The organism is Mycolicibacterium cosmeticum, assembly GCF_000613185.1.
In the GTDB taxonomy this organism is placed as follows: Bacteria; Actinomycetota; Actinomycetes; order Mycobacteriales; family Mycobacteriaceae; genus Mycobacterium; species Mycobacterium cosmeticum.
In genome coordinates this window covers 743,934-768,444 of the sequence record NZ_CCBB010000001.1, presented here as the reverse complement: position 1 = coordinate 768,444, position 24,511 = coordinate 743,934, and the positions used below count along the sequence as shown (strand labels likewise).

Genomic DNA, 24,511 nt, shown 5'->3' with positions numbered 1-24,511 from the left:
ATTCGGTATTTGACATGCAGTGATAGACGGCGTCTATCGTCAGACGATGGCCGGCGACGTGTTGCTGCAGCACCTGGACTACCTGCTGGCGCTGGCCGCCGAGCGGCACTTCGGCCGGGCCGCCGCGCGCTGCCACATCAGCCAGCCGACGCTGTCGGTGGCGATCCGCCGGCTGGAGCGCGATCTGGGCATCGTGATCGTGCAGCGCGGCCGTCGCTTCGAGGGTTTCACCGAGGAGGGGCAGCGGGTCGTCGCCTGGGCGCAGCGGATCATCGCCGAGCGCGACGAGATGCTCGCCGACCTCGAGCGGATGCAGGGCCGGTTGACCGTCACCGCGCGGCTCGGCGCGATTCCGACGGCGGTTCCGGCCAGTCCGTTCATCACCGCCGAGTTCCTGCACCGCAATCCGGCCGCGTCGGTGCGCATCGAGGCGCTGTCCTCGCGTGAGATCGCCCGGCGGCTGGCCGATTTCGAGATCGACGCCGGGTTGACCTACCTCGATGACGAAGCGCCGCCGGGGACCCGGTCGGTCGAGCTGTACCGGGAGCAGTACGTCCTGATCGCGTCGGTGGACCATCCGCTGGTCGGCCGGCCGGAGGTGAGCTGGGCCGACGCGGCCGGTTTGGAGCTGTGCGTGCTGACCACCACGATGCGTAATCGCCGCATCCTGGACGCGAACATGGCCGCCGAGGGTGTGCACTACCGTCCGGTCGTGGAGGCGGATTCGGTGGATGCGCTGTACGCGCACCTGACGCACGCCCGGCGGGCCACCATCGCGTCGACCGCCTGGCTGCCGCGGTTGGGTGTGCCTGCGGGTTTCGCGGCGCGGCCGATGGTCAAACACGGCCCGAGTCCGGCGATCGGGTTGGTGGTGCTCGACCGGGCCCCGGCATCCATCGTGGCGACGGCCCTCGTCGCCGTGGCCGAGGGCATCGACCTCGGCGCACGCATCGACACCGCGACCCACTTGCTCTGAGTCACGGCCCGGGGGCCGGGCGGGCCGGCATTCACGGGCCGCGCATTCCCGTACCGCCGTGGGCGTGGTCGGTGCCGGTGCCGTCGACCGGCCTCAGGAGCAGCTCGGGCCGGTGCAGATAATTGATCCGCTGTTGGCCATGGTCAAGCCAGGGCGGCGGCTGCCATTCGACCTCGCCGCGACCGTTGATCGTGGTGGTGTAGCCGCCGTCGCGGTGCACCATGCGATTGTCGGGCCCGCACGCCAACGCCATCTCGTCCACATTGGTGTTGCCGCCGTGTGCCCAATCCGCCGCCGCATGATGCACTTCGCTGCCGTAGGCACCGACGGTGCAACCCGGTTTGGTGCAGCCGCCCTCGCGCGCGATGAGCATGATCCGTTGTGCCCGTGACGCGGTACGGCGCGCCCGGAACAGGGCGAGGGCCGACCCGGTGGCCTTGTCGAACACGGCCAGATGATGGTTGGCATGGGCCGCCATCCGGATGACGTCCCTGATGGGCACCTTGGTGCCGCCGCCGGTGACGCCGATCCCGGCGCGGGATTCCAGATCCTGCAAGGTGGTCCGGATGATCACCGAGACGGGTAATCCGTTGAGCTGACCGAGTTCACCGCTCATCAGAGCGATCCGGCCGATGGCGATCAACGCGTCGTGCCGGCGCTGGGCCGGGGTTCGGTGGTCGTTGTCGATCTGCGCCTGGGTCGGGGTGCCGGAGATGCACGGTTCGTCGTCCGCCGGGTTGCACATCCCCGGCGCCGCGAACTTGGCGAAGAGCACCTCGAAGACCGCCGTCGCCTCCGGGGTCAAGTTCGCGCTGGCCGGCGTCATCGCATCGCGGCCCTGCTTGCCGATCGTGACCCCGCGCTTGCGTTCGCGCTCGGCGTCCTCGGGTACGGGTCCGTCCTGATCGAGCAGGAACAAGCGCAGCTCGGCCGTGTCCTTGAGTTCTTTGGGTCCCACGCCGGTGGCGATGCGCACCAGGTCGATCTCGAACTGCTCCCGGGTGGTGGTGTCGACGAATCCCGGCAGGCGGTCGATGACATCCCGCAGGACGTCGACGTGGCCGCCGTTGATGAGCCCGGCGGCTTGCGCGGCGGCGACGGCGGCCAGGGCCGGCTGCAGTGGCTCACCCGTCAACGACCGGCGCGGCCCCAGATCGGCGGTCTCCGCCAGACGGCGGCCGGCCTCGGCGGTGGACAGCCGCCAACGAATGCGCAGCAGCGCGTTCCAGGACTTCGCACCCAGCTCCTGCGGGGTGCCGTCGGCCTGCAGTTGCACCAGCATCCGGTGCGACTGGGCGGGCAGGCGGCAGGTGAGGACCTCGAACTCGTCCATCACGGCCAGCAACTCGGCCCGTGTCAGCGGCTGGAAGTCGCACGCCGCCAAGGCCTCGGAGGCGGCGCGTAAGGCCGCCAACGCCTGGGACGCGGTTGTCGACATGATTCGAACATACGTTCGACCACCGACAGATTCCGCGGGCGTGGGACGGGTGAAACGCAAGTGACGCCAAAGGGCAGCGTCTTTGCCAAAGTAAGGATCGCGCGGGCCTGTTACAAGCGAATCGCGTCCTTGACGCGTACGTAACAGATTTGCCATCGAAGGTTCCTACCGTGGGTCGGTCAAGCACGCGCAGCGATAGGAACTCCATTGAGTGGTAATGCCGTCCGCCTCCAGGCGATCACCAACGTCGAGGGCTACGTGCCGCCGGCCATCAGCTTCGACCCGACCGAAGCCCCGGGCGAGATCTTCGGGTCCAACGTCTTCACCAAGGCCGAGATGCAGTCCCGGCTGCCGAAATCCATCTACAAGTCCGTCGTCGCGACCATCGAGAAGGGCGCGAAGCTGGATCCGGCGATCGCCGATGCCGTCGCCGCGGCGATGAAGGACTGGGCGCTGGAGAAGGGCGCCACCCACTACGCGCACGTGTTCTACCCGATGACCGGATTGACCGCCGAGAAGCACGACAGCTTCCTGGAGCCGGTCTCCGATGGCCAGACGCTGGCCGAGTTCGCGGGCAAGACCCTGATTCAGGGTGAGCCCGACGCCTCCAGCTTCCCGTCCGGCGGCCTGCGCTCGACCTTCGAGGCCCGCGGCTACACCGGTTGGGACGTCACCAGCCCGGCCTACATCCTGGAGAACCCGAACGGCAACACGCTGTGCATCCCCACGGTGTTCGTGTCGATGACCGGTGAGGCGCTGGACTACAAGACCCCGCTGCTGCGCAGCCAGCAGGCGATGGGCACGCACGCCGAACGGATCCTGAAGCTGTTCGGGCACAAGGACTTCGACCACATCGTGTCGTTCTGCGGTCCCGAGCAGGAGTACTTCCTGGTGGACCGGCACTTCTTCCTGGCCCGTCCGGACCTGATCAACGCCGGCCGCACGCTGTTCGGTGCCAAGCCGCCCAAGGGTCAAGAGTTCGACGACCACTACTTCGGCGCCGTCCCCGAGCGCGTGCTCGGCTTCATGATGGACACCGAGCGCGAGCTGTTCAAGCTCGGCATCCCGGCCAAGACCCGGCACAACGAGGTCGCGCCCGGCCAGTTCGAGATCGCGCCGATGTTCGAGCGGGCCAACATCGCCGCCGACCACCAGCAGCTGCTGATGACCATCTTCCGCAACATCGCCAAGAAGCACGGCATGGAATGCCTGTTCCACGAGAAGCCGTTCGCCGGAGTCAACGGCTCGGGTAAGCACGTCAACTTCTCCGTGGGCAACGCGCAGTTCGGCAGCCTGCTGGTGCCGGGTGACACGCCGCACGAGAACGCCCAGTTCCTGGTTTTCTGCGCCGCCGTCATCCGCGCCGTGCACAAGTACGCAGGGCTGCTGCGGGTGTCGGTCGCCTCGGCCACCAACGACCACCGCCTCGGAGCCAACGAGGCCCCGCCCGCGATCATCTCGATCTTCCTCGGTGCCCAGCTGGCCGATGTGTTCGAGCAGATCGCCAAGGGCGCTGCTACCTCGTCGAAGGGCAAGGGCAGCATGATCATCGGCGTCGACACCCTGCCGGAACTGCCGACCGACCCGGGCGACCGCAACCGCACCAGCCCGTTCGCGTTCACCGGCAACCGGTTCGAGTTCCGGGCGCCGGGTTCGGGGCAGACCATCAACGTCCCGATGATCATCCTGAACACGATCATGGCCGATTCGCTGGACTACATGGCCACGGTGCTGGAGAAGGCCGTCGCCGACGGCACCGACTTCGACGCCGCGGTGCAGCAGCTGCTCACCGACATCATCACCGAGCACGGCGCGGTCGTGTTCAACGGTGACGGCTACTCCGACAACTGGCAGATCGAGGCCGCCGAGCGTGGCCTACCGAATCTCAAGACCACGCTGGATGCCATCCCCGAGCTGATCAAGCCCGAGGCGATCGCGGTGTTCGAGAAGTACGGCGTGTTCAACGAGCGGGAGCTGCACAGCCGCTACGAGGTGCGCTTGGAGCAGTACGCGCTGACCATCGGTGTGGAGGCCAAACTCGCCCTGGAACTGGGGACGACCGTCATCCTGCCCGCCGCGATCCGCTACCAGACCGAGCTGGCGCAGAACGTGGCGACGCTCAAGGCCGCCGGCGTCGAGCCGGATCTCACCCTGCTGGAAGGGGTTTCGAAGCCGATCGCCGAGTTGTCGGCGGGGCTGGCGACCTTGAAGGCGGCGCTGGCCGACCACTCCGCGGAGTCCGCGCTGGACGAGGCCAAGCATGCCCAGTCGGCACTGCTGCCCGCGATGGAGGCGGTGCGTGCCGCGGCCGACGCGCTGGAAGGCGTGGTGGCCGATGACCTGTGGCCGCTGCCGACGTACCAGGAGATGCTCTACATCCTGTAGGCGATTGCCGGTTTGTGCGGTTTCATCCGCGGCGCGCCGACGTCCGCGGATGGAACCGCACAAACGCGTGCACCGACTTTGTCTTAACGTATGGACATCACTACACCGGGGTGGCTACCCTTCGGACGATGAGCAGCAGCACGCCCGTCGGCATCATCGGCTTCGGATGGATGGGCCGCGTCCACGCCCAGGCCTATGCCAGGGTCCGGCACCACTACCCACTGCTGGAGCGATTCCCGGAACTGGTGGCCATCGCCGACGAGGTTCCTGGTCGTGCCGACGAGGCAGCCCGGCAGTTCGGTGCCCGGAAAGCCGAAACCGCTTGGGCCGCTGTGGTCGCCGATCCGGTGATCGAGGCCGTCAGCGTCACCGCGCCGAACTTCCTGCACCGCGAGATCGGCACCGCGGTTGTCTCGGCCGGTAAGCACCTGTGGATCGAGAAGCCGGTGGGGCTGACCAGCGCCGACGCGCTGGCGGTCGCGCAGGCCGCCGATGCCGCCGGTGTGCGCACCGCGGTCGGCTTCAACTACCGCAACGCGCCTGCGGTCGAGGCCGCCCGCGAGCTGATCGCTGCCGGTGAGCTCGGCGCGATCACGCACGCCCGCTTCTACTTCCTGTCGGACTACGCCGCCCATCCCGACGGCGCGCTCAGCTGGCGCTTCCAACGCGACCACGGCGGCAACGGGGTGTTGGGCGATCTGGCCTCGCATGCCGTGGATCTGGTGCACTACCTGCTGGGCGGCGTCGAGTCGGTGATGGGCGATACCGCCATCTTCATCCCGGACCGTCCGGTGCCCACCGGTGCGACCAGTGGGCATCAGCTGGCCTCCGGCGGGGTGCGGGACAGGGTGGAGAACGAGGACTACGTCTTCGCGCAGCTGCGGCTGAAGTCGGGCGCCCGTTGCTCGGTCGAGGCCAGTCGGGTGGCCGTCGGTGAGCAGAACGCATACGGATTCGAGATTCACGGCACGGCGGGTGTTGTCGGCTGGGACTTCCGCCGCATCGGTGAGTTGCGGGTGGGTGCCGGCTCGGTGTACCAGGATCAGCCGGTCACCACTCGCCATGTCGGACCGGGTGATGGCGAGTACGCGGCCTTCCAGCCCGGTGCGGCGATGGCCATGGGCTATGACGAACTCAAGGTCGTTGAGGCGCAACGCTTCCTGCAGTCCGTACAGGCCGGCAAGCCCGTCGGTGCGACCATCTGGGACGCGGTGGCAGCGGCACGGGTGATCGAGGCGATCACCGAGTCGGCGCGCGCTGGTTCGTGGGTGAATCCCAGCCCGCTCACCCCGTAGCGCGCAGCTGCCTGCGGATCTCGTCGGCGACCTCCAGCGTGGCGATCGCGTACCGCAGCGGGTGGATTTCGGATTCGGTGCGGCCCTGGGCGATCAGCCTGGCTGCCTCCACGGCGGCGTAGTGCAGGCCGTCGGTTTGCACGCCCGGCTTCTCGTCGTACCGCAGTACGCGGCCCGGAGCGCTCGGGTGTCCCTTGTGTCGGGTGAGCGTGAACGGGCCCGGCATGAAGAACGGTCCGTCGATGTGCAGCGTTGCCTCGCGCCCGGCGATGACGGCCGCGGTGGGGGTGTCCGACAACATGGTGGTATGCAGGACGGCCAGGTTGCCCGCCGCATCGGACAGGGTGGCGGCGATCTGGCCGTTGAGACCGGGTGCGGCATCCTGGCCGTGGGCGCGCACCGAGGTGAAGCCCGCGGAGACGAACTGGGCGAACGCGATCGGATAGGTGCCGAGGTCGAGCAGTGGGCCGCCGGCCAGGGTGGGGTCGTAGATGCGGTGCTCGGGTGTGAAGAACTCACCGTGATCGGCGAGCACGGTGCGGATCTCCCCGAGGGCGCCATCGTCGAGGAGTTGACGGATGACATCGAATTTGGGCAGGAACTTTGTCCACATTGCCTCGCCGGCAAAACGATTCGCGCGTTCGGCGGCCGCTGCGATGTCCCGCGCCCCGTCGGCGTCCACCGCGATCGGCTTCTCGACGAGCACGTGCTTGCCGGCCTCGAGTGCGGCGATGGCGTTGTCGCGATGGCTCGGGTGCGTCGTCGCGACGTAGACGATGTCGACGTCGGGATCGCCGAACAGCGCCTCGTACGTACCGTGTGCCTTCGGCACGGACCATTGCGCGGCGAAGGCTTCCGCGCGGTCGGCGCCGCGGGAGCCCACCGCCACGATGCGCTGGGTGGTGTACGACAGCAGCGACTCGGCGAAGCGGTGGGCGATCCAGCCGGGTCCCAGGATGCCCCAGCGCAGGCTGGGCGCCTCGCGTGGATCGGGGGTCCGGGGGAGCGGCAGGGCGGTTGTCATGCCTGTCAGCGTAAACGGGCAAAACGCTTTTTGTTAAGACATTAAGATGTAATACTCGGACCATGACTGTACGCGTAGGTGTGATCGGGGTCGGCGTCATGGGCGCCGACCATGCCCGCAAGCTCGCCCGGGTGATTTCCGGCTCGGACCTGGTTGCGGTCACCGATTTCAACAGCGAGGTCGCAGGCGCGGTGGCCACCGAGCTCGGTGCCCGGGTGCAGCCGGACGGGCAGGCGTTGATCGCCGACGCCGACGTGGACGCCGTGGTCATCGCGACCCGCGACGACACCCACGCCGATCTGGTGCGGGCCGCGCTGCGCGCCGGGAAACCCGTGATGTGCGAAAAGCCGTTGGCGCCAACGGCTGCGGAATGCCGCGAACTCGTCGCGGCCCAGCGCGAACTGGCGCCACCGGTCGACCTGGTGACGGTCGGTTTCATGCGCCGATTCGACCCGCCATACGTGGCGCTGCGGGAACGCGTGCGCGACGGTGCCCTTGGCGCGCCCATGATGGTGCACGGCATCAGCCGCAATGTGTCCAGCGCTCCCGGTGGCGACTCGGCGGCGTCGATCACCAACTCGGCGATCCACGAACTCGACATCATGCCGTGGCTGCTGGATTCCCCGATCGTGGAGGTCAGTTATCAGCACGGCCGCTCCTCCGAGCACTCGGGCGCCCGCCAGGACCCGCAGTTCTATCTGCTGCGCACGGCATCCGGCGTACTGGTGACCGTCGAACTCTTCCTCAATGCGCGCTACGGATATGAAACCCGCTGCGAGGTCGTGATGGAGACCGGCACCGCCGCCCTGGCGTTGCCCGCGCACATCGTCACCGACGCGGAAAGTCGTCGGGCGGTGGATTATCCGGTTGACTGGATCCCGCGGTACAGCGACGCCTATCGCATCGAATTGCAGGAGTGGGTGGACTCCGTCGTGGCCGGCCGGCCGTCGGCGTTGGCCACCGCCGAGGACGGCCTGCGCGCGGCGCTGGTTGCCGACGCCCTCATCGAGTCGATGAAGTCCGGCGGCCGGTGGGTCGAGGTCGCGGACTGAGCGCGGTCACGCGAGCGCGAGAAACAGCTTCTCCAGTTCGGCTTCGGTCATCGGGTCCGAACCGTCGGCCGTCTCACCGGCGATGCACTCCCGCAGGCCGGTCGCGACGATCTTGAAACCGGCGCGGTCCAACGCCCGCGATACCGCGGCCAACTGGGTCACCACGTCTTTGCAGTCGCGGCCCTGCTCGATCATCGAGATCACCCCGGCGAGCTGACCCTGCGCGCGGCGCAGTCGGTTCAGCACCGCAGTGATATTTTCCTGGTCACCGGTCATGGTCCACGTCCTCCACTCTCGCTCCACCGCAACAGCGTACCCGCGGGGGTATATTCCCGGCGGACGGTGCGCCGCATGTCAGATGACAGCACCGGGCGTGCCGTCGTCACGGATGACGTGCAGCCCGGCATGCTGCCAGGCCGTCATGCCACCGTGGACGTTGTAGACCGGCACGCCGACGGCCGCGAGCTGGGCCGCCGCGGCGCCGGATCTGCGGCCCGACTTACACACGGCGACGACCGGAACCGTGCTGTCGAAGGTGCCGACAGCCAGATCGCCCAGCCGAACGTGTACCGCACCCGGTGCATGGCCGGCGGCCCACTCGTCGTCCTCGCGAACGTCGAGCAGGATGGCGCCGGACTGGGCCACGACGGCGGTCGCCGCCACCGGGTCGATATCGATGACGTTCACCCCGTGTCCTGAGTTGTCGGATCGAATCATGTCGAAACCTCCTGGTGTCGTTGATTGTTTTCGTCTGAGCCCGATGCCGGGAGTGGTGTATCCCGGACCGCGGGGCGCCAGCGGACTTTGATTGGCCACCAGAACCAGGGGCCCAGGAGCGCCGCGATGGACGGGGTCATCAGCGAGCGCACGATCAGGGTGTCGAGCAGCAGCCCGATGCCGATGGTCGTGCCGCCCTGTCCCACGTTCAGCAGGTCGCCGGACGCCATGGCGCCCATGGTGAACGCGAAGACGAGTCCGGCGGCGGTCACGACGCTGCCGGTGCTGCCCATCGATCGGATGATGCCGGTCTTGATCCCGGCGCCGATCTCTTCCTTGAATCGTGAAACGAGGAGCAGGTTGTAGTCGCTGCCGACGGCCATCAGGATGATGACGGCGAATGCGAGGACGATCCAGTTCAGTTCGATCCCGATCACGCGTTCCCAGACCAGCACGGAGAGGCCGAAGGCTGCCCCGAGCGACAACACGACGGTGCCGACGATCACCAGTGACGCGACCAGCGCCCGGGTGATCACGATCATCACCAGGAAGATCAGGGTCAGCGCCGCGAACGCGGCGATCATGGTGTCGTACTTGGCGCCGGACTGGATGTCCCGATAGGTCGCGGCGGTCCCGGTGAGGGTGATCTCCGAATCGGCCAGCGACGTGCCCTTCACCGCTTCGTGTGCGGCGACGAGTTCGTCATCGACGGTCGAGATCCCTTCTTCGGTGGCCGGATCGACGTCGTGAGTGATGATCAGACGTGCGGCCTTGCCGTCGGGGGACAGGAACAGGGCAAGTCCCTTCTGGAAGTCCGGATTGGCGAAGACCTCGGGCGGGAGATAGAAGTAGTCGTCACTCTTGGAGGCGTCGAACGCCTCGCCCATCGCCGTGGCGGTGTCGGTCATCTGCTGCATTTGCTCGATCAGCCCGGCGAAGCTGCTGTGGATGGTCTGCAGCGTCTGTTGCATCGACGTTGCCGTCGAGATGATCGGCGGGAGTTGGTTGACCAGCTGCGGCACCAGCGCGTCGACATCGCCCATCCCGTTCGTCATGGCGTCCATGTCCTTCAGCAGCACGCTCATGTTGTCACTGAGGGTGGCTACGCCGTCCATGGCGTCGAACGCCGACCGCACGCCCCGGCACGCGGGGATGTTGAAGCAGTTGGGTTCCCAGTAGAAGTAATTGCGGATCGGCCGGACTTCGTCGTCGAAATCGGCAAGGTGGTCGCGCATCGTGTCGACCGACGCCTTGAGGACGTTCGCGTCCTCGACCGTGCTGTCGGCCGAGGCCGTGGTGCGATGCATGGCCTCGGAGAACTTGACCATCACATTCTGTATCCGGGTCATCGCGTCGATCATCGTGCCCAGGTTGACCGACATCAAGTCGAGGTCGCTCACTCGTTGTTTCAGGAACTGCAGATTCTGGGTGATCGGTACCGATTGCATGCTGAGCTGATAGGGAATGGAGCTGTGCGCGATCGGCGAGCCCAGCGGCCGGGTGATGCTCTGGACCATGGCAATGCCACGAACCCTGAACAGCGCCTTGGCGATTCGATCCAGGACGATCATGTCGGTGGGATTGCGCATATCGTGGTCGGATTCGACCATGAGGATGTCGGGGTTCAACCGTGCTGCGCTGAAGTGCTTCTCGGCTGCCGCGTAGCCGATGTTGGCCGGCACGTCGGCGGGAATATAGTGCCGGTCGTTGTAGCTTGTCCGGTACCCGATGACGGCGAGGACGCCGAGAATGGTGATGGCGGTCGCCACGACGAGAATCGGTTTGGGCCAGCGGACGGTAGCGGTGCCGATTCGGCGCCATCCTTTGGTCTTCATCTTTCGCTTCGGATCCAGCAAGCCGAATCTGCTTGCCAGGACCAGGATGGCAGGGGCCACGGTGAGTGCCGCCGCGACGGCGACGATCAGTGCGATTGCCGACGGATACGCCAGCGATTTGAAGTAGGCCAGGCGGGTCAGGCGTAGGCACAACATCGCGCCCGCGATGGTCAGGCCCGATCCGAGAATCACGTGTGCGACGCCGTGGAAGGCGGTGTAATAGGCCGATTCCGGGTCTTCGTCATTCTGGCGGGCCTCTTGGTAGCGGCCCATCAGAAAGATGGCGTAGTCGGTTCCGGCCGCGATGGCCAAGGCCGTCAGCAGTGGGACGGAGAAGGTCGAGAAGTCGATCACCCGGAAGTGGCCCAGCAGGGCGACGGCCCCTCGCGCGGCGCCCATCTCGATGCCGACGATGGCGAGGATGAGCAGCACCGTGCTGATCGAACGGTAGACCAGCAGCAGCATGATCGTGATCACGACCATGGTGACCACGGTCATCTTGACCATGCTCTTGTCGCCGGTCTCCAATGAGTCGGTGGTCAATGGGGCGGGACCGGTGACATAGACGTGCAATCCGGCCGGCGCCGGGGTGCGGTCGACAATGTCGCGTACGGCCTCGACCGATTCGTTGCCCAGGGTGCTGCCCTGGTCGCCGGCGAGGCTCAGCTGGACGTAAGCGGCCTTTCCGTCGGCGCTCTGCACGCCGGCCGCCGTGATCAGATCACCCCAGAAGTTCTGCACGTGCTCGACATGCTTGGTGTCGCCTTCGAGGCCGGCGATCAGTTGGTCGTAGTAGCGGTGTGCCGTCTCACCGAGCGGTTCGTCACCGGTGAGCACCACCATGGCAATGCTGTCGGAGGTGGATTCGGCGAACTTCGCGCCCATTTTCTTGGCCGCGATGACCGAGGGGGCGTCCTGTGGGGACATCGATACCGCATTGTGCTTGCTGACCGATTCGACCTGGGGGAGAAGAAGGTTCAGCCCCGCGGTGATCGCGACCCATACCAGGATCATGGGGACGGCGCCGGCGCGGATGGTGCGGGCGACGAACGGGCGTGCGGCGTGGTCGCTCATGCGGCCTTGTCCAGACAGAACGCCTGGGCATCGCGGCCGGTGGCATGGCGCTCGGCGACCACCTTGTCATTGACAAGGATGCGGCAGCCCAGCGAGGTGCTGTCGCTCTGGGCGACCACGTTCGCCAAGATCCCGGGAGCTGTGGTGACGACGTCGACCGACCAGGGCAGTGCGGTGAAGGTCGCTTCCCTGGTCTTTCCGTTGGCGTCGAGGAAGCTCACCTGGCCGCTCGTCGCCGGAGGGCCGATGACCTCATAGGTGACGCGCTTGGTGTTGAACGGCACGATGGCGTCGACACGCTCGGAGCCGGCGACGAATGGCAGATCCGAGTCGAAGAACGTGCGCAGCCGGCTCACCACAGCCGCGGCGGCCAGGAGGGTCAGCACGACCACCGCGAGCACCCAAAACCGTTGTAAGCAGCCGAACAACGGCGGCATCTTCATCAGTGGAGCCCTACCTCTCAGATGTGTGCACCGGCCCCCGGTCGATGGCGGGCTCGGGCGTGGCAAATACCCCAGGCGGTATTTCGCTGCCCACGGCAGCTTAACGCGAACCACCGATATATACCATAGGGGGTATGGTATGTTGACATAGTCACGGGATCGCGCCTGCTTCGCGAACATGGTTCGGGAGGCCGTCCGGACGCCCTCACTGCCGAAGGGCTGGAGAAGCTCTTCTCGGGCCTGGTCTGAGATGTCCTCGTCGGGGAAAGGAGTATTGCAATGTGTCGTGCTGTCACATGCCGGGTATGCGGAAAGACCACGTGGGCCGGTTGCGGGATGCACGTCGACGCGGTGCGGCGTGGGGTGCCGGCCGGTCAGTGGTGCGCCGGGCACTCGTCGGATGGACCTGCGCCGGTCCGGCGGGGTTGGTTCGGTCGACGCAAGGCTGCGAAGGGCAAAGCTTAGCCCGGATCTCGCGGCGGTTACCGGCCGTAAGGTGACCAAAGCCTCTAGTGGAAAATACGGCAGGGGGTATCGTTCGACAACTGAGCGATACCCCCTCTTGCTTGCTCCAGACCTCGGAATAAATTACCCCAGTGGGTATCTTGTATATACCCGTAGGGGTATTAACACCACCACGAGAGAGAAGGTCGCAATGATCCTCCAGCAGTACTACCTGGATTGCCTGTCCCACGCGTCATACCTGATCGGCGACGAAACCACCGGTCGCGCGGTCGTCGTCGACCCGCAGCGCGATGTGGCCGAATATGTGGCCGATGCCAGAGAACAGGGACTGACCATCGAGATGGTCATCGAGACCCACTTCCACGCCGACTTCCTGTCCGGCCACCTCGAGCTCGCCAAGGCCACCGGCGCGAAGATCGTCTACTCCTCGGTCGCCGAGACCGAATTCGAGTCCATCGGCGTCCGCGACGGTGAACGTCACTCACTCGGTGACGTCACGCTGGAGTTCCGGCACACCCCCGGACACACGCCCGAGTCGATGAGCGTGGTCGTCTACGAGCACGCCGATGATCAGGTGCCCTACGGGGTGATGACCGGCGACACGTTGTTCATCGGTGACGTGGGCCGCCCCGACCTGCTGGCCTCGATCGGCTTCACCCGCGAGGAATTGGCGGACAAGCTCTACGACTCGCTGCACAACAAGTTGATGACCTTGCCCGATTCGACGCGGGTGTACCCGGCGCACGGTGCGGGTTCGGCCTGCGGCAAAAATCTGTCGACGGACCTGTGGTCGACGATCGGCGATCAGAAAGCCACCAACTACGCGCTGCGGGCCCCCGATAAGGCGACCTTCATGAAGCTCGTCACCGAAGGACAGCCGCCAGCGCCCGGATACTTCGTCTACGACGCCATCCTCAATCGCAAGGACCGGGAACTGCTGGACGAGACCAAGATGCCCGCCGCGATGACCTATGAGCAAGCCCGTCAAGCGATCGATCGAGGAGCCGTCCTGGTCGACGGGCGCACGCCTGAGGAATTCGCGCAGGGCCACCTGCGCCAGGCGATCAATATCGGGCTCGAAGGCCGCTACGCCGAGTTCGCCGGTTCGGTACTGCGATCCGATGTCGACATCGTTCTGTTCACCGAACCCGGCCAGGAACTTGAGGGCAAGAACCGGTTGGGCCGGATCGGCTTCGACCGGGTCGTCGGTTACCTGGCCGACCCGTACCGGACGATGTTCACCCATCAGGACGATGTGGTCGTCGCGTCGCGTCTGACGGCAAAGGCATTCAACGAGCGCGCGGCCCGTATCAAGGATCTGCAGATCGTCGACGTCCGCAATCCGGGCGAGGTCGAGGGCGGGGCCATTCCGAACGCGATCCCGATTCCGGTGGGCCAGTTGCCCGCGCGGCTGGGCGAGTTGGATCCCGCCAAGCCGACGGTCGTGTACTGCGCGGGTGGCTACCGGTCGTCGGTCGCCGCCAGCCTGTTGCGGCACAACGGATTCACCGATGTGAGTGACATCCTGGGCGGGTACGGCGCCTGGGAAGAAACCGTCCAGAACGCTTGAGAACGAGGACACGCCATGACCATCTCAGCCAAACATCAGGTCGTGATTGTCGGCGGCGGAACCGCAGGCATCACCGTCGCGGCGCGGTTGCTGCGCAAGGGTTTCGCCGATGTAGCGGTCATCGAGCCGTCGGACAAGCACTACTACCAACCGCTGTGGACACTCGTCGGCGGTGGTCAGGCAAAGGCCTCGACGACCGAACGCGCCGAATCGTCGGTCATGCCCAAGGCTGCCACCTGGATCAAAAAGGCCGCAGGCGCCATCGATCCCGACGCCAACACGGTGACCTGCGTGGACGGCGCCACCTATGAATACGAGGTGCTGGTCGTCTGCCCTGGTATCCAACTCGATTGGAACCGCACCGACGGCTTGGAGGAAACCCTTGGATGCAACGGGGTCTCGTCGAACTACCGGTTCGATCTCGCGCCCCGCACCTGGGACCTGATCCGCGGCCTCCGCTCCGGAACCGCCGTGTTCACCGTGCCTTCGGGCGCCATCAAATGTGCCGGCGCTCCGCAGAAGATCGCGTACTTGGCGGCCGACCACTGGCGCTCGGAAGGTGTTCTCAAGGACATCGACATCCATCTGGTCATGCCCGGTGCCCGGCCGTTCGGGATCCCGGCGATCGCGGACAGCCTCGACAAGGTGATCGCCGACTATGGAATCACCTTGCACACCAACTCGGAAGTAACCTCGGTCGACGGCGCGGCGCAAAAGGTCGGCATCAGCAGCGTGGGGCCGGGCGGCACCGACACCATGCTGCCGTACGACATCGTGCACGCTGTGCCGCGGCAATCCGCACCCGACTGGGTGAAGCACAGTCCGCTGTCCACCGGCGACGCCATGGGTTACGTCGAGATCGACAAACACACCATGCAGCATGTGCGGTATCCGAACGTGTTCAGCCTGGGCGACGCCGGTTCGTCGCCGAATTCCAAGACCGGCGCTGCCATCCGGAAGCAGGCGCCGGTGGTGGTCGACAATATCGACGCGTATCTGAACGGACGGCCGCTGCTGGCCTCCTACGACGGCTACTCCTCGTGCCCGATCGTCACCTCGTCGCACTCGATGCTGCTCGCCGAGTTCGACTACGACCTCAACCTGGAACCCACCTTCCCGCTGCTCAACCCCACCACGCCGCACCGCGCGTACTGGTACCTCAAGAAGTACGGGCTGCCGTTCATGTACTGGAACCTGATGTTGCGGGGCGTGGCCTAGGAAAGCCGCTGGGTCACAAGGAGAGACTGCTTCATGACCATCGCCCTCGCCCTCGCCCTCGGTGCCGTCATCGGTGCGCTGTTGGGCCTGCTCGGCGGCGGAGGCTCCATCCTTGCCGTGCCGGCTTTGGTGTACGTGTTGGGACTCGATGTCCAACAGGCGATCCCGATGTCGCTGATCGTGGTCGGCACGGCCTCGGCGGTCGGGGTGTTGCCGAGGGTTCGGGCCGGCCAGGTGCAATGGCGGCTGGCCACGGTGTTCGCGCTCGCGGGCATTCCCGCCACCTTCATCGGCACCGCGATCGGCAGGCACTTGCCTCAGTCGGTGCTGATGATCGGTTTCGCCACGGTGATGGTCGTGGCCGGCATTCGCATGCTGCAGGAGAATGCCGGAACCGGCACGGCATGCCGAGTGGGCGACGGGGGCATCAACTGGCGCCGCTGCGCGCCCCGCTCGATACCGGCAGGATTCCTGGTCGGACTTCTCACCGGACTCTTCGGCGTCGGTGGGGGATTCCTGATCATCCCCGCGCTGGTGTTGATGCTCGGGGTGGAGATGTCCATCGCCGTCGGCACCTCGCTGTTGATCATCGTGGCCAATTCCGCGGCGGGCGTCCTGTCGCATCTGAGCGGCGCCGATATCGACTGGGCGATCGCGGCAGCGTTCGTCGGCACCGCGATCGCCGGGTCGTTGATCGCCGGACAGTTCGGAGCCCGACTCGACACCCGGCGCCTCCAGCGTTGGTTCGCCTACCTGGTATTCGCGGTCGCGGTGTACGTGCTGGTCGATACGCTGTTCGTGCGCTGACGGCCGATCAGAGCACCGAGTACGCCGAGTCCGCGGCGAGCTTGAGCGCCTCCCGAACCGGGAGGGCGCGGAACGACTCGGACAGGATCTCCACCCCCCACGGTCCGTCGAACCCGAGATCGCGCAACAATGCCACCAGGCCGTGCAGGTCGAAACTCCCTTCACCGCACAGCAATCGGTTGTTGACGGTGTCCTCGAACAGCGATCCCGACCACACGGCGGAAGCATCGTCCAGCTCCACCCCGAAGATCATCTCGGGCGTCAACGCCGCCCGTAGCTGATCCAGCGAGGTGCCGGCCCGGAACACATGCCACGCATCGACCAACAGCCCGACGGCGGGATGGCCCGCTGCCGCGACGATCTCCGCCCCCAGCGGGACCGTCGAGACGATGGAGAACGGCATCGTCTCCATCGCGATACGGGTGCCGTGTTCGGCCGCCTGGTCACCGAGCTCTCGTAGCGGTGCCGCCAGAGCCTCCGGGCGGCCGGTGCGCGGACCCAGCTCCGAACCGATCCTGATGAACGCCGGCTGCAGCACATCCGCGGCCTCGAACAGCAGCGCACGCACATCGTAGGAGTTGCCCAACGCGGTGCGCGGCAACCACCACCGTTCCAGCAGTTCGATCTCGATGTGCGTCAGCCCGGCCGAGTAGATCAGATCACGCAGACCGGCGAAGCCCAGTGAATCACGAACCGCGAGCAGATCATCGGTGATCAGGCCGAGCCCCACATAGCCGGAATCGGCAATGGCGGCAACCCGTTCGGCGATCGGTACCAGGCTCGTCGCGGGCATCCGCATCGGCGAGGTGTCACCGGCGCTGGTCCACGCCGTCGCGACCAACCGGGGATCGGTCATCAGCCGTTCTGCGGGAAGCCGAGGTTGATGCCGCCGTGGGAGGGGTCGAGCCAGCGGCTGGTGATGGCTTTGGCGCGGGTGAAGAAGTTGACGCCTTCGGTGCCGTGGGCGTGGCTGTCACCGAACAGGGAGGCTTTCCAGCCGCCGAAGCTGTAGTAGGCCATGGGGACGGGGATGGGGACGTTGATGCCGACCATGCCGACCTCGACTTCGTTTTGGAAGCGTCGGGCCGCGCCGCCGTCGTTGGTGAAGATGGCGGTGCCGTTGCCGTAGGGGTTGGTGTTGATCAGTTCCAGGGCTTGGTCGTAGGTCTCGACCCGCAGCACCGAGAGGACGGGGCCGAAGATTTCGTCGGTGTAGACGCTCATGTCGGGGGTGACGTTGTCCAGCAGGGTGGGGCCCAGCCAGAAACCTTCAGCACCACCGTCGGCTTGGACGGTGCGGCCGTCGACGACGACTTTGGCGCCGTCGTTTTCGCCGGCGTCGATGTAGGAGGCGACCTTGTCGCGGTGGGCTTTGGTGACCAGGGGGCCCATGTCGGAGTCTTTGGTGCCGTCCCCGATCTTCAACCCGGTGGTGCGCTCGGCGATCTTGGCGACCAGGTCGTCGGCGATGGGGCCGACGGCCACGGCGGCCGAGATGGCCATGCAGCGTTCCCCGGCGGAGCCGAATCCGGCGTTGACCATGGCGTCGGCGGCCAGGTCCAGGTCGGCGTCGGGCAGGATGACCGCGTGGTTCTTGGCCCCGCCCAGGGCCTGGACGCGCTTGCCCGCGGCGGTACCGGTGGCGTACACGTACTGGGCGATCGGGGTGGACCCGACGAAGGACACGGACTTGATCTTGGGGTTGGTGAGCAGTTCGTCGACGGCGGTCTTGTCGCCTTGGAGGACGTTGAACACGCCGTCGGGCAGTCCGGCCTCGGCCCACAGTTGGGCCAGCCACAGCGAAGCCGACGGGTCTTTTTCCGAGGGTTTGAGTACGACGGTGTTGCCGGTGGCAATCGCGATGGGGAAGAACCACATCGGGACCATGGCGGGGAAGTTGAACGGCGAGATGATCGCGACCGGGCCCAGGGGCTGGCGGATGGAGTAGACGTCGACCTTGGTGGAGGCGTTTTCGGTGAATCCGCCTTTGAGCAGGTGGGGGATGCCGCAGGCGAATTCGACGACCTCCAGGCCGCGGGACACTTCGCCGAGGGCGTCGGAGACGACCTTGCCGTGTTCGCTGGTGATGATCTCGGCCAGTTCGCCCTTGCGGGCGTTGAGCAGCTCCCTGAAATTGAAGAGCACCTGGGTGCGTTTGGCCAGCGAGGTGTCCCGCCACTCGGGGAAGGCGGCGGCGGCGTCGTCGATGACGGCGCGGGCGTCTTCGACGCTGGCCAGGGCCACCTGCCCGGTGACCTGACCGGTCGCCGGATTCGTCACCGGCGCCGTCGCACCCGAGGTGCCCTCGAAGATTCCGTTGTCGACCCAGTGAAAAATGGTGTTGGACATGGTGATTCTCGCTTCGTTGTCGAAGATGTGGGAAAAGGACGTCAGCCGTTGGTCGGCTTGATGAGCGGGCGCTGCACGCGCTTCCACTCGGCGTAGCGCTGATATGCCTGTTGTGTCGACTCCAGCGTCGACTCCTGGCTGACCGGGACGTCCCACCAGGAATGGCTGTCCGGTGCGTAGACCCGTGGATCGGTCTCGACGTAGATCACGGTGATGCGGTCGGCGGCCTTGGCCACCTTGACCGCGTCCGCGAATTCCGCTGCGGTGCCGGCCTTGATCACGTCGGCGCCCAGGCTGGCCGCGTTGGCGGCCAGGTCGACGGGCAGTGTGGCGCCGTCGAGGCGGCCACCCTCGCCGCGGTACCGGTATGCGGTGCCGAAGCGCTGCGAGCCGACCGACTCGGAAAGCCCGCCGATGGAGGCGAATCCGTGATTCTGCACCAGCACCGGGATGACCTTCACGCCTTCCTGCACGGCGGTGACGATCTCGGTGGCCATCATCAGGTAGGACCCGTCGCCCACCATGACGAACACGTCGCGTTCGGGCGCGGCCATCCGCACCCCGATACCACCGGCGATCTCATAGCCCATGCAGGAGAACCCGTACTCGACGTGGTACCCCTTGCGATCGCGCATCCGCCAGAGCTTGTGCAGGTCACCCGGCATCGACCCGGCCGCACACACCACGATGTCGTGCGGGTCGGACAGCGTGTTCACCAGGCCGATCACCTGGTTCTGGTTCAGTGCGACACCGTCTTCGGTGGCGTACGCGGCAGACACCGTGTCGTCCCATTCGGCGACCAGCTCGGCAATGCGCGCCCGGTACTCGGCACCGACCGAGTAGCCGTCGAGTGCCTGGGCCAGTCCTTCGATGGCCTCCCGCGCATCCGACACCACGCTCAGACCGCCCTGCTTCACCGAATCCAGTGATGCCACATTGATGTTGACGAACCGGACATCGGGGTTGTTGAACGCGGTGCGCGATGCCGAGGTGAAATCGCTGTAGCGGGTCCCGATGCCGATCACCACGTCGGCTTCGGACGCCAGCGCGTTGGCGGCCGTGGTGCCGGTCGAGCCGATGGCGCCGACGCTCTGTTCATGCTCGTGCAGCAGCGCACCCTTACCGGCCTGGCTCTCGCCGACCGGGATACCGGTCTGCGCACAGAACGCGGCCAGCGCATCGGAGGCGCCCGAGTAGATGACCCCACCGCCGGCGACGATCAACGGTTTCTCGGCTGACCGGATGATCTCGGCCGCGCGGGCCAGTACCGAGCGCTCTGGCAGCGGGCGGGCAACATGCCAGGTACGTTCGGCGAACAGCGATTCCGGCCAGTCGTGCGCCTCGGCCTGCACGTCCTGCGGGATCGCGATGGTGGCCGCCCCGGTTTCCACCGGGTCGGTCAGCACCCGCATCGCGCCGAGCAGGGCCGCGGGCAGCTGCTCGGGCCGCCACGCCCGGTCGAAATACCGCGACAGCGGCTTGAAGGCGTCGTTGACGGTCACATCGCCCGAGGACGGGAGCTCCAGTTCTTGCAGCACGGGGGCGCTGACCCGGGTGGCGAACGTGTCGGCGGGCAGCAGCAGCACAGGCAGCCGGTTGATGGTGGCCAGGGCGGCGCCGGTGAGCATGTTCGTCGAGCCGGGGCCCACGCTGGCGGTGACCGCCCAGGCCTGCAGCCGGTCCTTCTGCCGGGCATACGCCACGGCGCTGTGCACCATGGCCTGCTCGTTGCGGCCCAGCACGTACTTCAGGCCGGGTTCCCGCCCGGCTTCCAACGACTCGACCTCGTCCTGCAGCAGCGCCTGGCCCAAGCCCGCCACGTTGCCGTGCCCGAAGATGCCGAAGCACCCGGCGAAGAACTTGGTCCGCTCACCGTCGCGTTCCACGTACTGGTTGGCCAGGAATCGAACGGTGGCCTGTGCCACCGTGAGTCGGACCGTCGGCTCGGTATCGGCGAACTTCGCGGTGGATTTCGGTGCGGTGGAAACCATGGCTCAGGCTCCTCGTGAGGCGGTGGTGAACGGCAGCCGCGGGTCGACCGCCTGGTGTTCCCAGCTGCCACGCAGCCAGGTGTGATTGGGGTCGTCGCAGATCAGCCAGGCCCGGTCGGGACCTGATCCGGCCATCACGTTCAGGTAGTACATATGGTGGCCCGGCGCGGCGATCGACGGTCCGTGGTACCCGTGCGGAACCAGCACCACATCACCGGTGCGCACTTCCTCCAGCACCTCGATGGGGCGTTCCGGTGTGCCGTACACCCGGTGGTAGCCGAATCCCGGTGTACCGGCCGGGCTGTCGTCGATCTCGAAGTAATAGATCTCCTCCAGCTGGGTCTCGACGTCGGAGTTCTCGTCGTGTTTGTGCGCGGGATAGCTGGACCAGTTGCCACCCGGGGTGATCACCTCGCAGGCGATCAGCGAATCGGCCTCGAAGGCGGTGGCGGTGCCGAAGTTGTGCACCTGCCTGCTGCAGTTGCCCGCGCCCCGCAGCTCGACCGCGACGTCGGCGGCCGCCACCCGGCGGTTCGGGAACGACCGGCCGGCGCGTGCCCCGCAGATCGCGATCCGGCCGGAACCGGTGATCGTGTACGCCTGTTCGATGCCCACGTAGACCATGTCGGCCGGGCCGTCGAACACCGAACCGCGTGGCGACAACTCGAAGGTCTCGCCGCCGGTCTCGACCGAGCCGCCACCGGACAACGGCAGGATCATCACCTCGGTGCCACCGGTGTTCAGGGCGACCGTGCCGCCGGTGCCGAGATCGACCACATGCAAGGACGACTCGGCCCAGCCGGCGTCCTCGGGCGTGATCGCGACGGTGAACGGCGCCGCCGCGCTGTTGGCGGGGACATACAGTTCGGAGTTCATCGGACCAACTTCACTGCCGTCGAAACAGCCGCGCTGACATCGTCATCGGCAGGGTAGAGCAGGGTCCGGCCCACGATCAGGCCGCGCACCGCGGGCAGGGACAGTGCCTTCTCCCAGGACGCGAACGCCTCGTCGGGATCGGTGGGATCACCACCGAGCAGCAGCGTCGGCATGGTCGTCGATTCCATGACGCGATCCATCTCCGGCACCACCGGCAGTTTCATCCAGGTGTAGGCCGAGGTCGAACCAAGGCCCTGACTGATGTGCACCGACTTGATCACCGCGTCGGGCGACAGGTCGTTGCGGACCTTGCCGTCGACCCGGGTGGACATGAACGGTTCCAGCATGGCGATCAGCCCGCGGGCGGCCAGTTCGTCGACGGCCTGGGCGCACGACGCCAAGGTGGCGACGGTGCCCGGATCGTTGAGGTCGATGCGGCACAACATCTTTCCGCCGTTCATCTTCGCGGCGGCGGTGGACGCCGCGGTCGCGCCCGTCATCCGGTCGTCGAGCTCGAACGAGGATCCGGCCAGCCCGCCGCGGTTGAACGAGGAGAACACCACCTTGTCCCCTAACGCGCCGAGCAGCAGCAGGTCGTCGAGGATGTCGGCGGTGGCCAGCACGCCGTCCACACCCGGGTCGGCCAGGGCGGTGCGCAGCCGGTCCAGCAGATCGATCCGGTTGTTCATGGCGGTCGGGCGGGAGCCGACGGCCAAGGCGCCGCGGGCCGGGTGGTCGGCGGCGACGATCATCAGCCGGCCGTCGCCGCGGACCGTCGGCCGGGTGGTGCGCTGCTGCCAGGCCTTGGCCACCGCACCCGGATCGGCGGCGCGCAGCTCCGTGACGGCGGCGTAATCGGTGCAGACTCCAACGGTCGAAACATCAGACATTGACGGCCTCCACGGCGGTCTTCTCGGCGAGGTCGGACACCTCGGCGGCGGTGGGCATCGCGGTCGAGCATTCCAGCCGGGACGCCACGATGGCACCGGCGGCGTTGGCGTAACGCAGGGTCTTCTCCAAGGGCCAGCCGTGCAGCAGGCCGTGGATCAGGCTGCCGCCGAAGGCATCTCCGGCGCCGAGGCCGTTGACCACGTCGACCTCGTTCGGCGGCACGGTGACCGAGCTGTTGCGGGTCTTACCCAGCACACCGCGTGGTCCCTGCTTCACGATGGCCAGCTCCACGCCGAGGTCCAGCAGCGCGTCGGCGGCCTTGTGCGGGTTGGTCTCACCGACGGCGATCTCACACTCCTCGCGGTTGCCGACGGCGACCGTCACGTGTTGCAGGGCCCGCTGCACCTGCTCGGTGGCCGCGGCGGGGGAAGCCCAGAACATCGGCCGGTAGTCCAGGTCCAGCACCGTCAGCGGGCCGTGTGCGCGTGCCTCCCAGGCCGCGAAATGCGCACTGCGGCTCGGCTCTTCGGACAGCCCGGTAACCGTCGACCAGTACAGCCGCGCATCGCGGATGGCGTCCAGGTCCAGCTCGGCCGGCTGGATCTGCAGGTCGGGCGCCGACGGCTTGCGATAGAAGTACAGCGGGAAGTCGTCGGGCGGGAAGATCTCGCAGAAGGTCACCGGGGTGGGGTACTCGCCGTGGGTGGTGACGAACCGGTTGTCGACGCCGAGGCGAGCGAGTTCCTTACGGACATAGCGGCCGAACGGATCGTTGCCGACGCCGGAGATCAGGGCCGTGCGATTGCCGAGGCGGGCCGCGGCCACCGTGACGTTGGCGGCGCTGCCCCCGAGGAACTTGCCGAACGAGGTGACGTCCTCCAGCCCGAGTCCGACTTGCAGTGGGTAGACGTCGACGCCGCTGCGGCCGATGGCGATGGCGTCGAAAGCCTGGTTGACGGTAGCGGTCACAACTGACTCCCGGATGCGATGTGCGTATTGACCCCCCGGTGGCGCGAGTGCGCCCGGTGTTGACATCGACTCTGCGCTCTGGCGCCACGTCGTGTCAATACTTTGTCCGGACATTCTTACTTACAATCATTTTGCGGGTACTCTTGGCAATCACTTCCGGCAACCCCGGCCCGAACCCACGTCGATCGGAGTGAGAGTGACCCCGACATTGGCTGTCGAGCTCGATCGGTCGAGTCCGATACCGCTGTATTTCCAGGTCGCCCAGGTCTTCGAGAAAGCCATCCTCAGTGGGGAACTCAAGCCCGGAGACCGGTTCGAGAACGAACTGGCACTGGCCAGCCGGCTCAGTCTGTCCCGCCCGACCACCCGTCGAGCTATCCAGGAGCTGGTGGACAAGGGGCTGTTGGTGCGCAAGCGGGGCGTCGGCACCCAGGTGGTGCAGACCCCGGTGCACCGGCCCGTCGAGCTGACGAGTCTGTTCGACGATCTCGCGCGGGCCGGTCAGGAGCCGGCCACCAAGGTGCTCGATTATGCGGTCGGTCCGGCGTCCTCGGAGATTGCCTCCCATCTCAACCTCGAGCCGGGTGCCGAGGTGGTGATGATGCGCCGGCTGCGGACATCCGGGGGCCAGCCGCTGGCGCTGATGACCAATCATCTGCCCTCGCCGTTGGCGCCCGACCGTGAGGAACTCGAACGGGTCGGGCTGTATCAGTCCCTGCGGTCACGCGGGGTGCACATCCGGCTGGCCCGCCAGCGCATCGGCGCCAAGGCGGCCGACCGCGACGAGGCCCGGCTGCTCGACGAGAAGGCCAAGGCGCCACTGCTGGTGATGGAACGCACCGCGTTCGACGATTCGGGCCGCATTGTCGAGTACGGCAGCCATGCCTACCGGGCGTCCCGGTACTACTTCGACACCACCCTGGTGGATCGGTAACCGCCTCGCCGACAAGGGCTTCGGCTCGCCTCGCGGCTGTGACGTGCCTTCCGCACGAATGCGCAGGCGCGTATCTGGCATTTGATATGCAGTCCTAATGTCCGAACAAAGTCTTGACTTTCGGATGTGAGCGGTATTACATCATCACCGAGGCCGTGTCGCTTGCCACTGGAGTCCGGGTGGGACGAGCGCCCGCGGTGAG

General features: G+C 66.6%; 20 protein-coding genes. 8 read left to right on the top strand and 12 right to left on the bottom strand.

Annotated features, from left to right (window positions below):
* Positions 1–46: 46 nt before the first annotated feature.
* The gene (locus tag BN977_RS03700) at positions 47–976 is read left to right on the top strand and encodes a LysR family transcriptional regulator (protein WP_024452288.1); all 930 of its coding nucleotides are present in this window, start codon (positions 47–49) and stop codon (positions 974–976) included.
* Between the two features lie 31 nt (positions 977–1,007).
* Here the strand turns inward: BN977_RS03700 and BN977_RS03695 are convergent, their stop codons facing one another.
* A complete protein-coding gene (locus tag BN977_RS03695; protein ID WP_051561015.1) occupies positions 1,008–2,414 on the bottom strand; it encodes an HNH endonuclease signature motif containing protein in 1,407 nt (468 codons plus the stop codon).
* Between the two features lie 207 nt (positions 2,415–2,621).
* Between BN977_RS03695 and BN977_RS03690 the strand changes: the two genes are divergently transcribed.
* Entirely contained in the window at positions 2,622–4,799 is a 2,178-nt protein-coding gene (locus tag BN977_RS03690; RefSeq protein ID WP_024452286.1) for a glutamine synthetase III family protein, read from the top strand.
* A gap of 128 nt (positions 4,800–4,927) precedes the next feature.
* A complete protein-coding gene (locus BN977_RS03685; RefSeq protein WP_036396400.1) occupies positions 4,928–6,094 on the top strand; it encodes a Gfo/Idh/MocA family protein in 1,167 nt (388 codons plus the stop codon).
* On the opposite strand, the gene BN977_RS03680 is transcribed toward BN977_RS03685, so the two are convergent.
* Positions 6,084–7,118: a Gfo/Idh/MocA family protein gene (locus BN977_RS03680; RefSeq protein ID WP_036396399.1), complete on the bottom strand. Its 1,035-nt coding sequence runs from the start codon at positions 7,116–7,118 to the stop codon at positions 6,084–6,086. The genes BN977_RS03685 and BN977_RS03680 overlap by 11 nt on opposite strands.
* Positions 7,119–7,180: 62 nt before the next feature.
* On the opposite strand from BN977_RS03680, the gene BN977_RS03675 reads away from it, so the two are divergent.
* The gene (locus BN977_RS03675; RefSeq protein ID WP_024452283.1) at positions 7,181–8,170 is read left to right on the top strand and encodes a Gfo/Idh/MocA family oxidoreductase; all 990 of its coding nucleotides are present in this window, start codon (positions 7,181–7,183) and stop codon (positions 8,168–8,170) included.
* A gap of 6 nt (positions 8,171–8,176) precedes the next feature.
* Here BN977_RS03675 and BN977_RS03670 read toward each other — a convergent pair whose 3' ends face one another.
* From BN977_RS03670 to BN977_RS03655, 4 genes are all read right to left on the bottom strand, one after another.
* Positions 8,177–8,446: a metal-sensitive transcriptional regulator gene (locus tag BN977_RS03670; RefSeq protein WP_024452282.1), complete on the bottom strand. Its 270-nt coding sequence runs from the start codon at positions 8,444–8,446 to the stop codon at positions 8,177–8,179.
* A gap of 78 nt (positions 8,447–8,524) precedes the next feature.
* Entirely contained in the window at positions 8,525–8,887 is a 363-nt protein-coding gene (locus BN977_RS03665) for a rhodanese-like domain-containing protein (RefSeq protein ID WP_051561012.1), read from the bottom strand.
* Positions 8,884–11,796, bottom strand: a complete 2,913-nt coding sequence (locus BN977_RS03660; RefSeq protein ID WP_051561010.1) for an MMPL/RND family transporter — start codon at positions 11,794–11,796, stop codon at positions 8,884–8,886. The genes BN977_RS03665 and BN977_RS03660 overlap by 4 nt, the downstream gene beginning before the upstream one ends.
* Positions 11,793–12,239, bottom strand: a complete 447-nt coding sequence (locus BN977_RS03655) for an MmpS family transport accessory protein (protein ID WP_051561008.1) — start codon at positions 12,237–12,239, stop codon at positions 11,793–11,795. The genes BN977_RS03660 and BN977_RS03655 overlap by 4 nt, the downstream gene beginning before the upstream one ends.
* Before the next feature lie 655 nt (positions 12,240–12,894).
* On the opposite strand from BN977_RS03655, the gene BN977_RS03650 reads away from it, so the two are divergent.
* From BN977_RS03650 to BN977_RS03640, 3 genes are read left to right on the top strand one after another with little or no spacing between them, the layout of a single operon-like run.
* Positions 12,895–14,274: an MBL fold metallo-hydrolase gene (locus BN977_RS03650; RefSeq protein ID WP_036396397.1), complete on the top strand. Its 1,380-nt coding sequence runs from the start codon at positions 12,895–12,897 to the stop codon at positions 14,272–14,274.
* A 15-nt stretch (positions 14,275–14,289) separates the two neighbouring features.
* Positions 14,290–15,492 (top strand): NAD(P)/FAD-dependent oxidoreductase, encoded by a 1,203-nt coding sequence (locus tag BN977_RS03645; RefSeq protein WP_036396396.1) that lies wholly within the window; start codon positions 14,290–14,292, stop codon positions 15,490–15,492.
* Between the two features lie 33 nt (positions 15,493–15,525).
* Positions 15,526–16,299, top strand: a complete 774-nt coding sequence (locus BN977_RS03640; RefSeq protein WP_036396395.1) for a sulfite exporter TauE/SafE family protein — start codon at positions 15,526–15,528, stop codon at positions 16,297–16,299.
* A 7-nt stretch (positions 16,300–16,306) separates the two neighbouring features.
* On the opposite strand, the gene BN977_RS03635 is transcribed toward BN977_RS03640, so the two are convergent.
* From BN977_RS03635 to iolC, 6 genes are read right to left on the bottom strand one after another with little or no spacing between them, the layout of a single operon-like run.
* Positions 16,307–17,155: a sugar phosphate isomerase/epimerase family protein gene (locus tag BN977_RS03635; protein WP_084172389.1), complete on the bottom strand. Its 849-nt coding sequence runs from the start codon at positions 17,153–17,155 to the stop codon at positions 16,307–16,309.
* Positions 17,155–18,648 carry a CoA-acylating methylmalonate-semialdehyde dehydrogenase gene (locus BN977_RS03630; RefSeq protein WP_036396393.1) on the bottom strand — a complete coding sequence of 498 codons (1,494 nt, stop codon included), beginning with the start codon at positions 18,646–18,648 and terminating at the stop codon, positions 17,155–17,157. The genes BN977_RS03635 and BN977_RS03630 overlap by 1 nt, the downstream gene beginning before the upstream one ends.
* Before the next feature lie 41 nt (positions 18,649–18,689).
* Complete coding sequence (iolD, locus tag BN977_RS03625; RefSeq protein WP_036396392.1) at positions 18,690–20,639, bottom strand: 3D-(3,5/4)-trihydroxycyclohexane-1,2-dione acylhydrolase (decyclizing); 1,950 nt, start codon at positions 20,637–20,639, stop codon at positions 18,690–18,692.
* 3 nt (positions 20,640–20,642) lie between these two features.
* A complete protein-coding gene (gene iolB, locus BN977_RS03620; RefSeq protein WP_036396388.1) occupies positions 20,643–21,515 on the bottom strand; it encodes a 5-deoxy-glucuronate isomerase in 873 nt (290 codons plus the stop codon).
* Positions 21,512–22,405: a Cgl0159 family (beta/alpha)8-fold protein gene (locus tag BN977_RS03615; RefSeq protein WP_036396385.1), complete on the bottom strand. Its 894-nt coding sequence runs from the start codon at positions 22,403–22,405 to the stop codon at positions 21,512–21,514. The genes iolB and BN977_RS03615 overlap by 4 nt, the downstream gene beginning before the upstream one ends.
* Positions 22,398–23,375, bottom strand: a complete 978-nt coding sequence (gene iolC, locus BN977_RS03610; protein ID WP_036396384.1) for a 5-dehydro-2-deoxygluconokinase — start codon at positions 23,373–23,375, stop codon at positions 22,398–22,400. Before iolC ends, BN977_RS03615 begins: the two co-directional genes overlap by 8 nt.
* Positions 23,376–23,571: 196 nt before the next feature.
* Here iolC and BN977_RS03605 point away from each other — a divergent pair, with 196 nt between their 5' ends.
* On the top strand, positions 23,572–24,309 hold the full coding sequence (locus BN977_RS03605) for a GntR family transcriptional regulator (RefSeq protein WP_036396383.1): 738 nt from the start codon (positions 23,572–23,574) through the stop codon (positions 24,307–24,309).
* Positions 24,310–24,511: the final 202 nt, after the last annotated feature.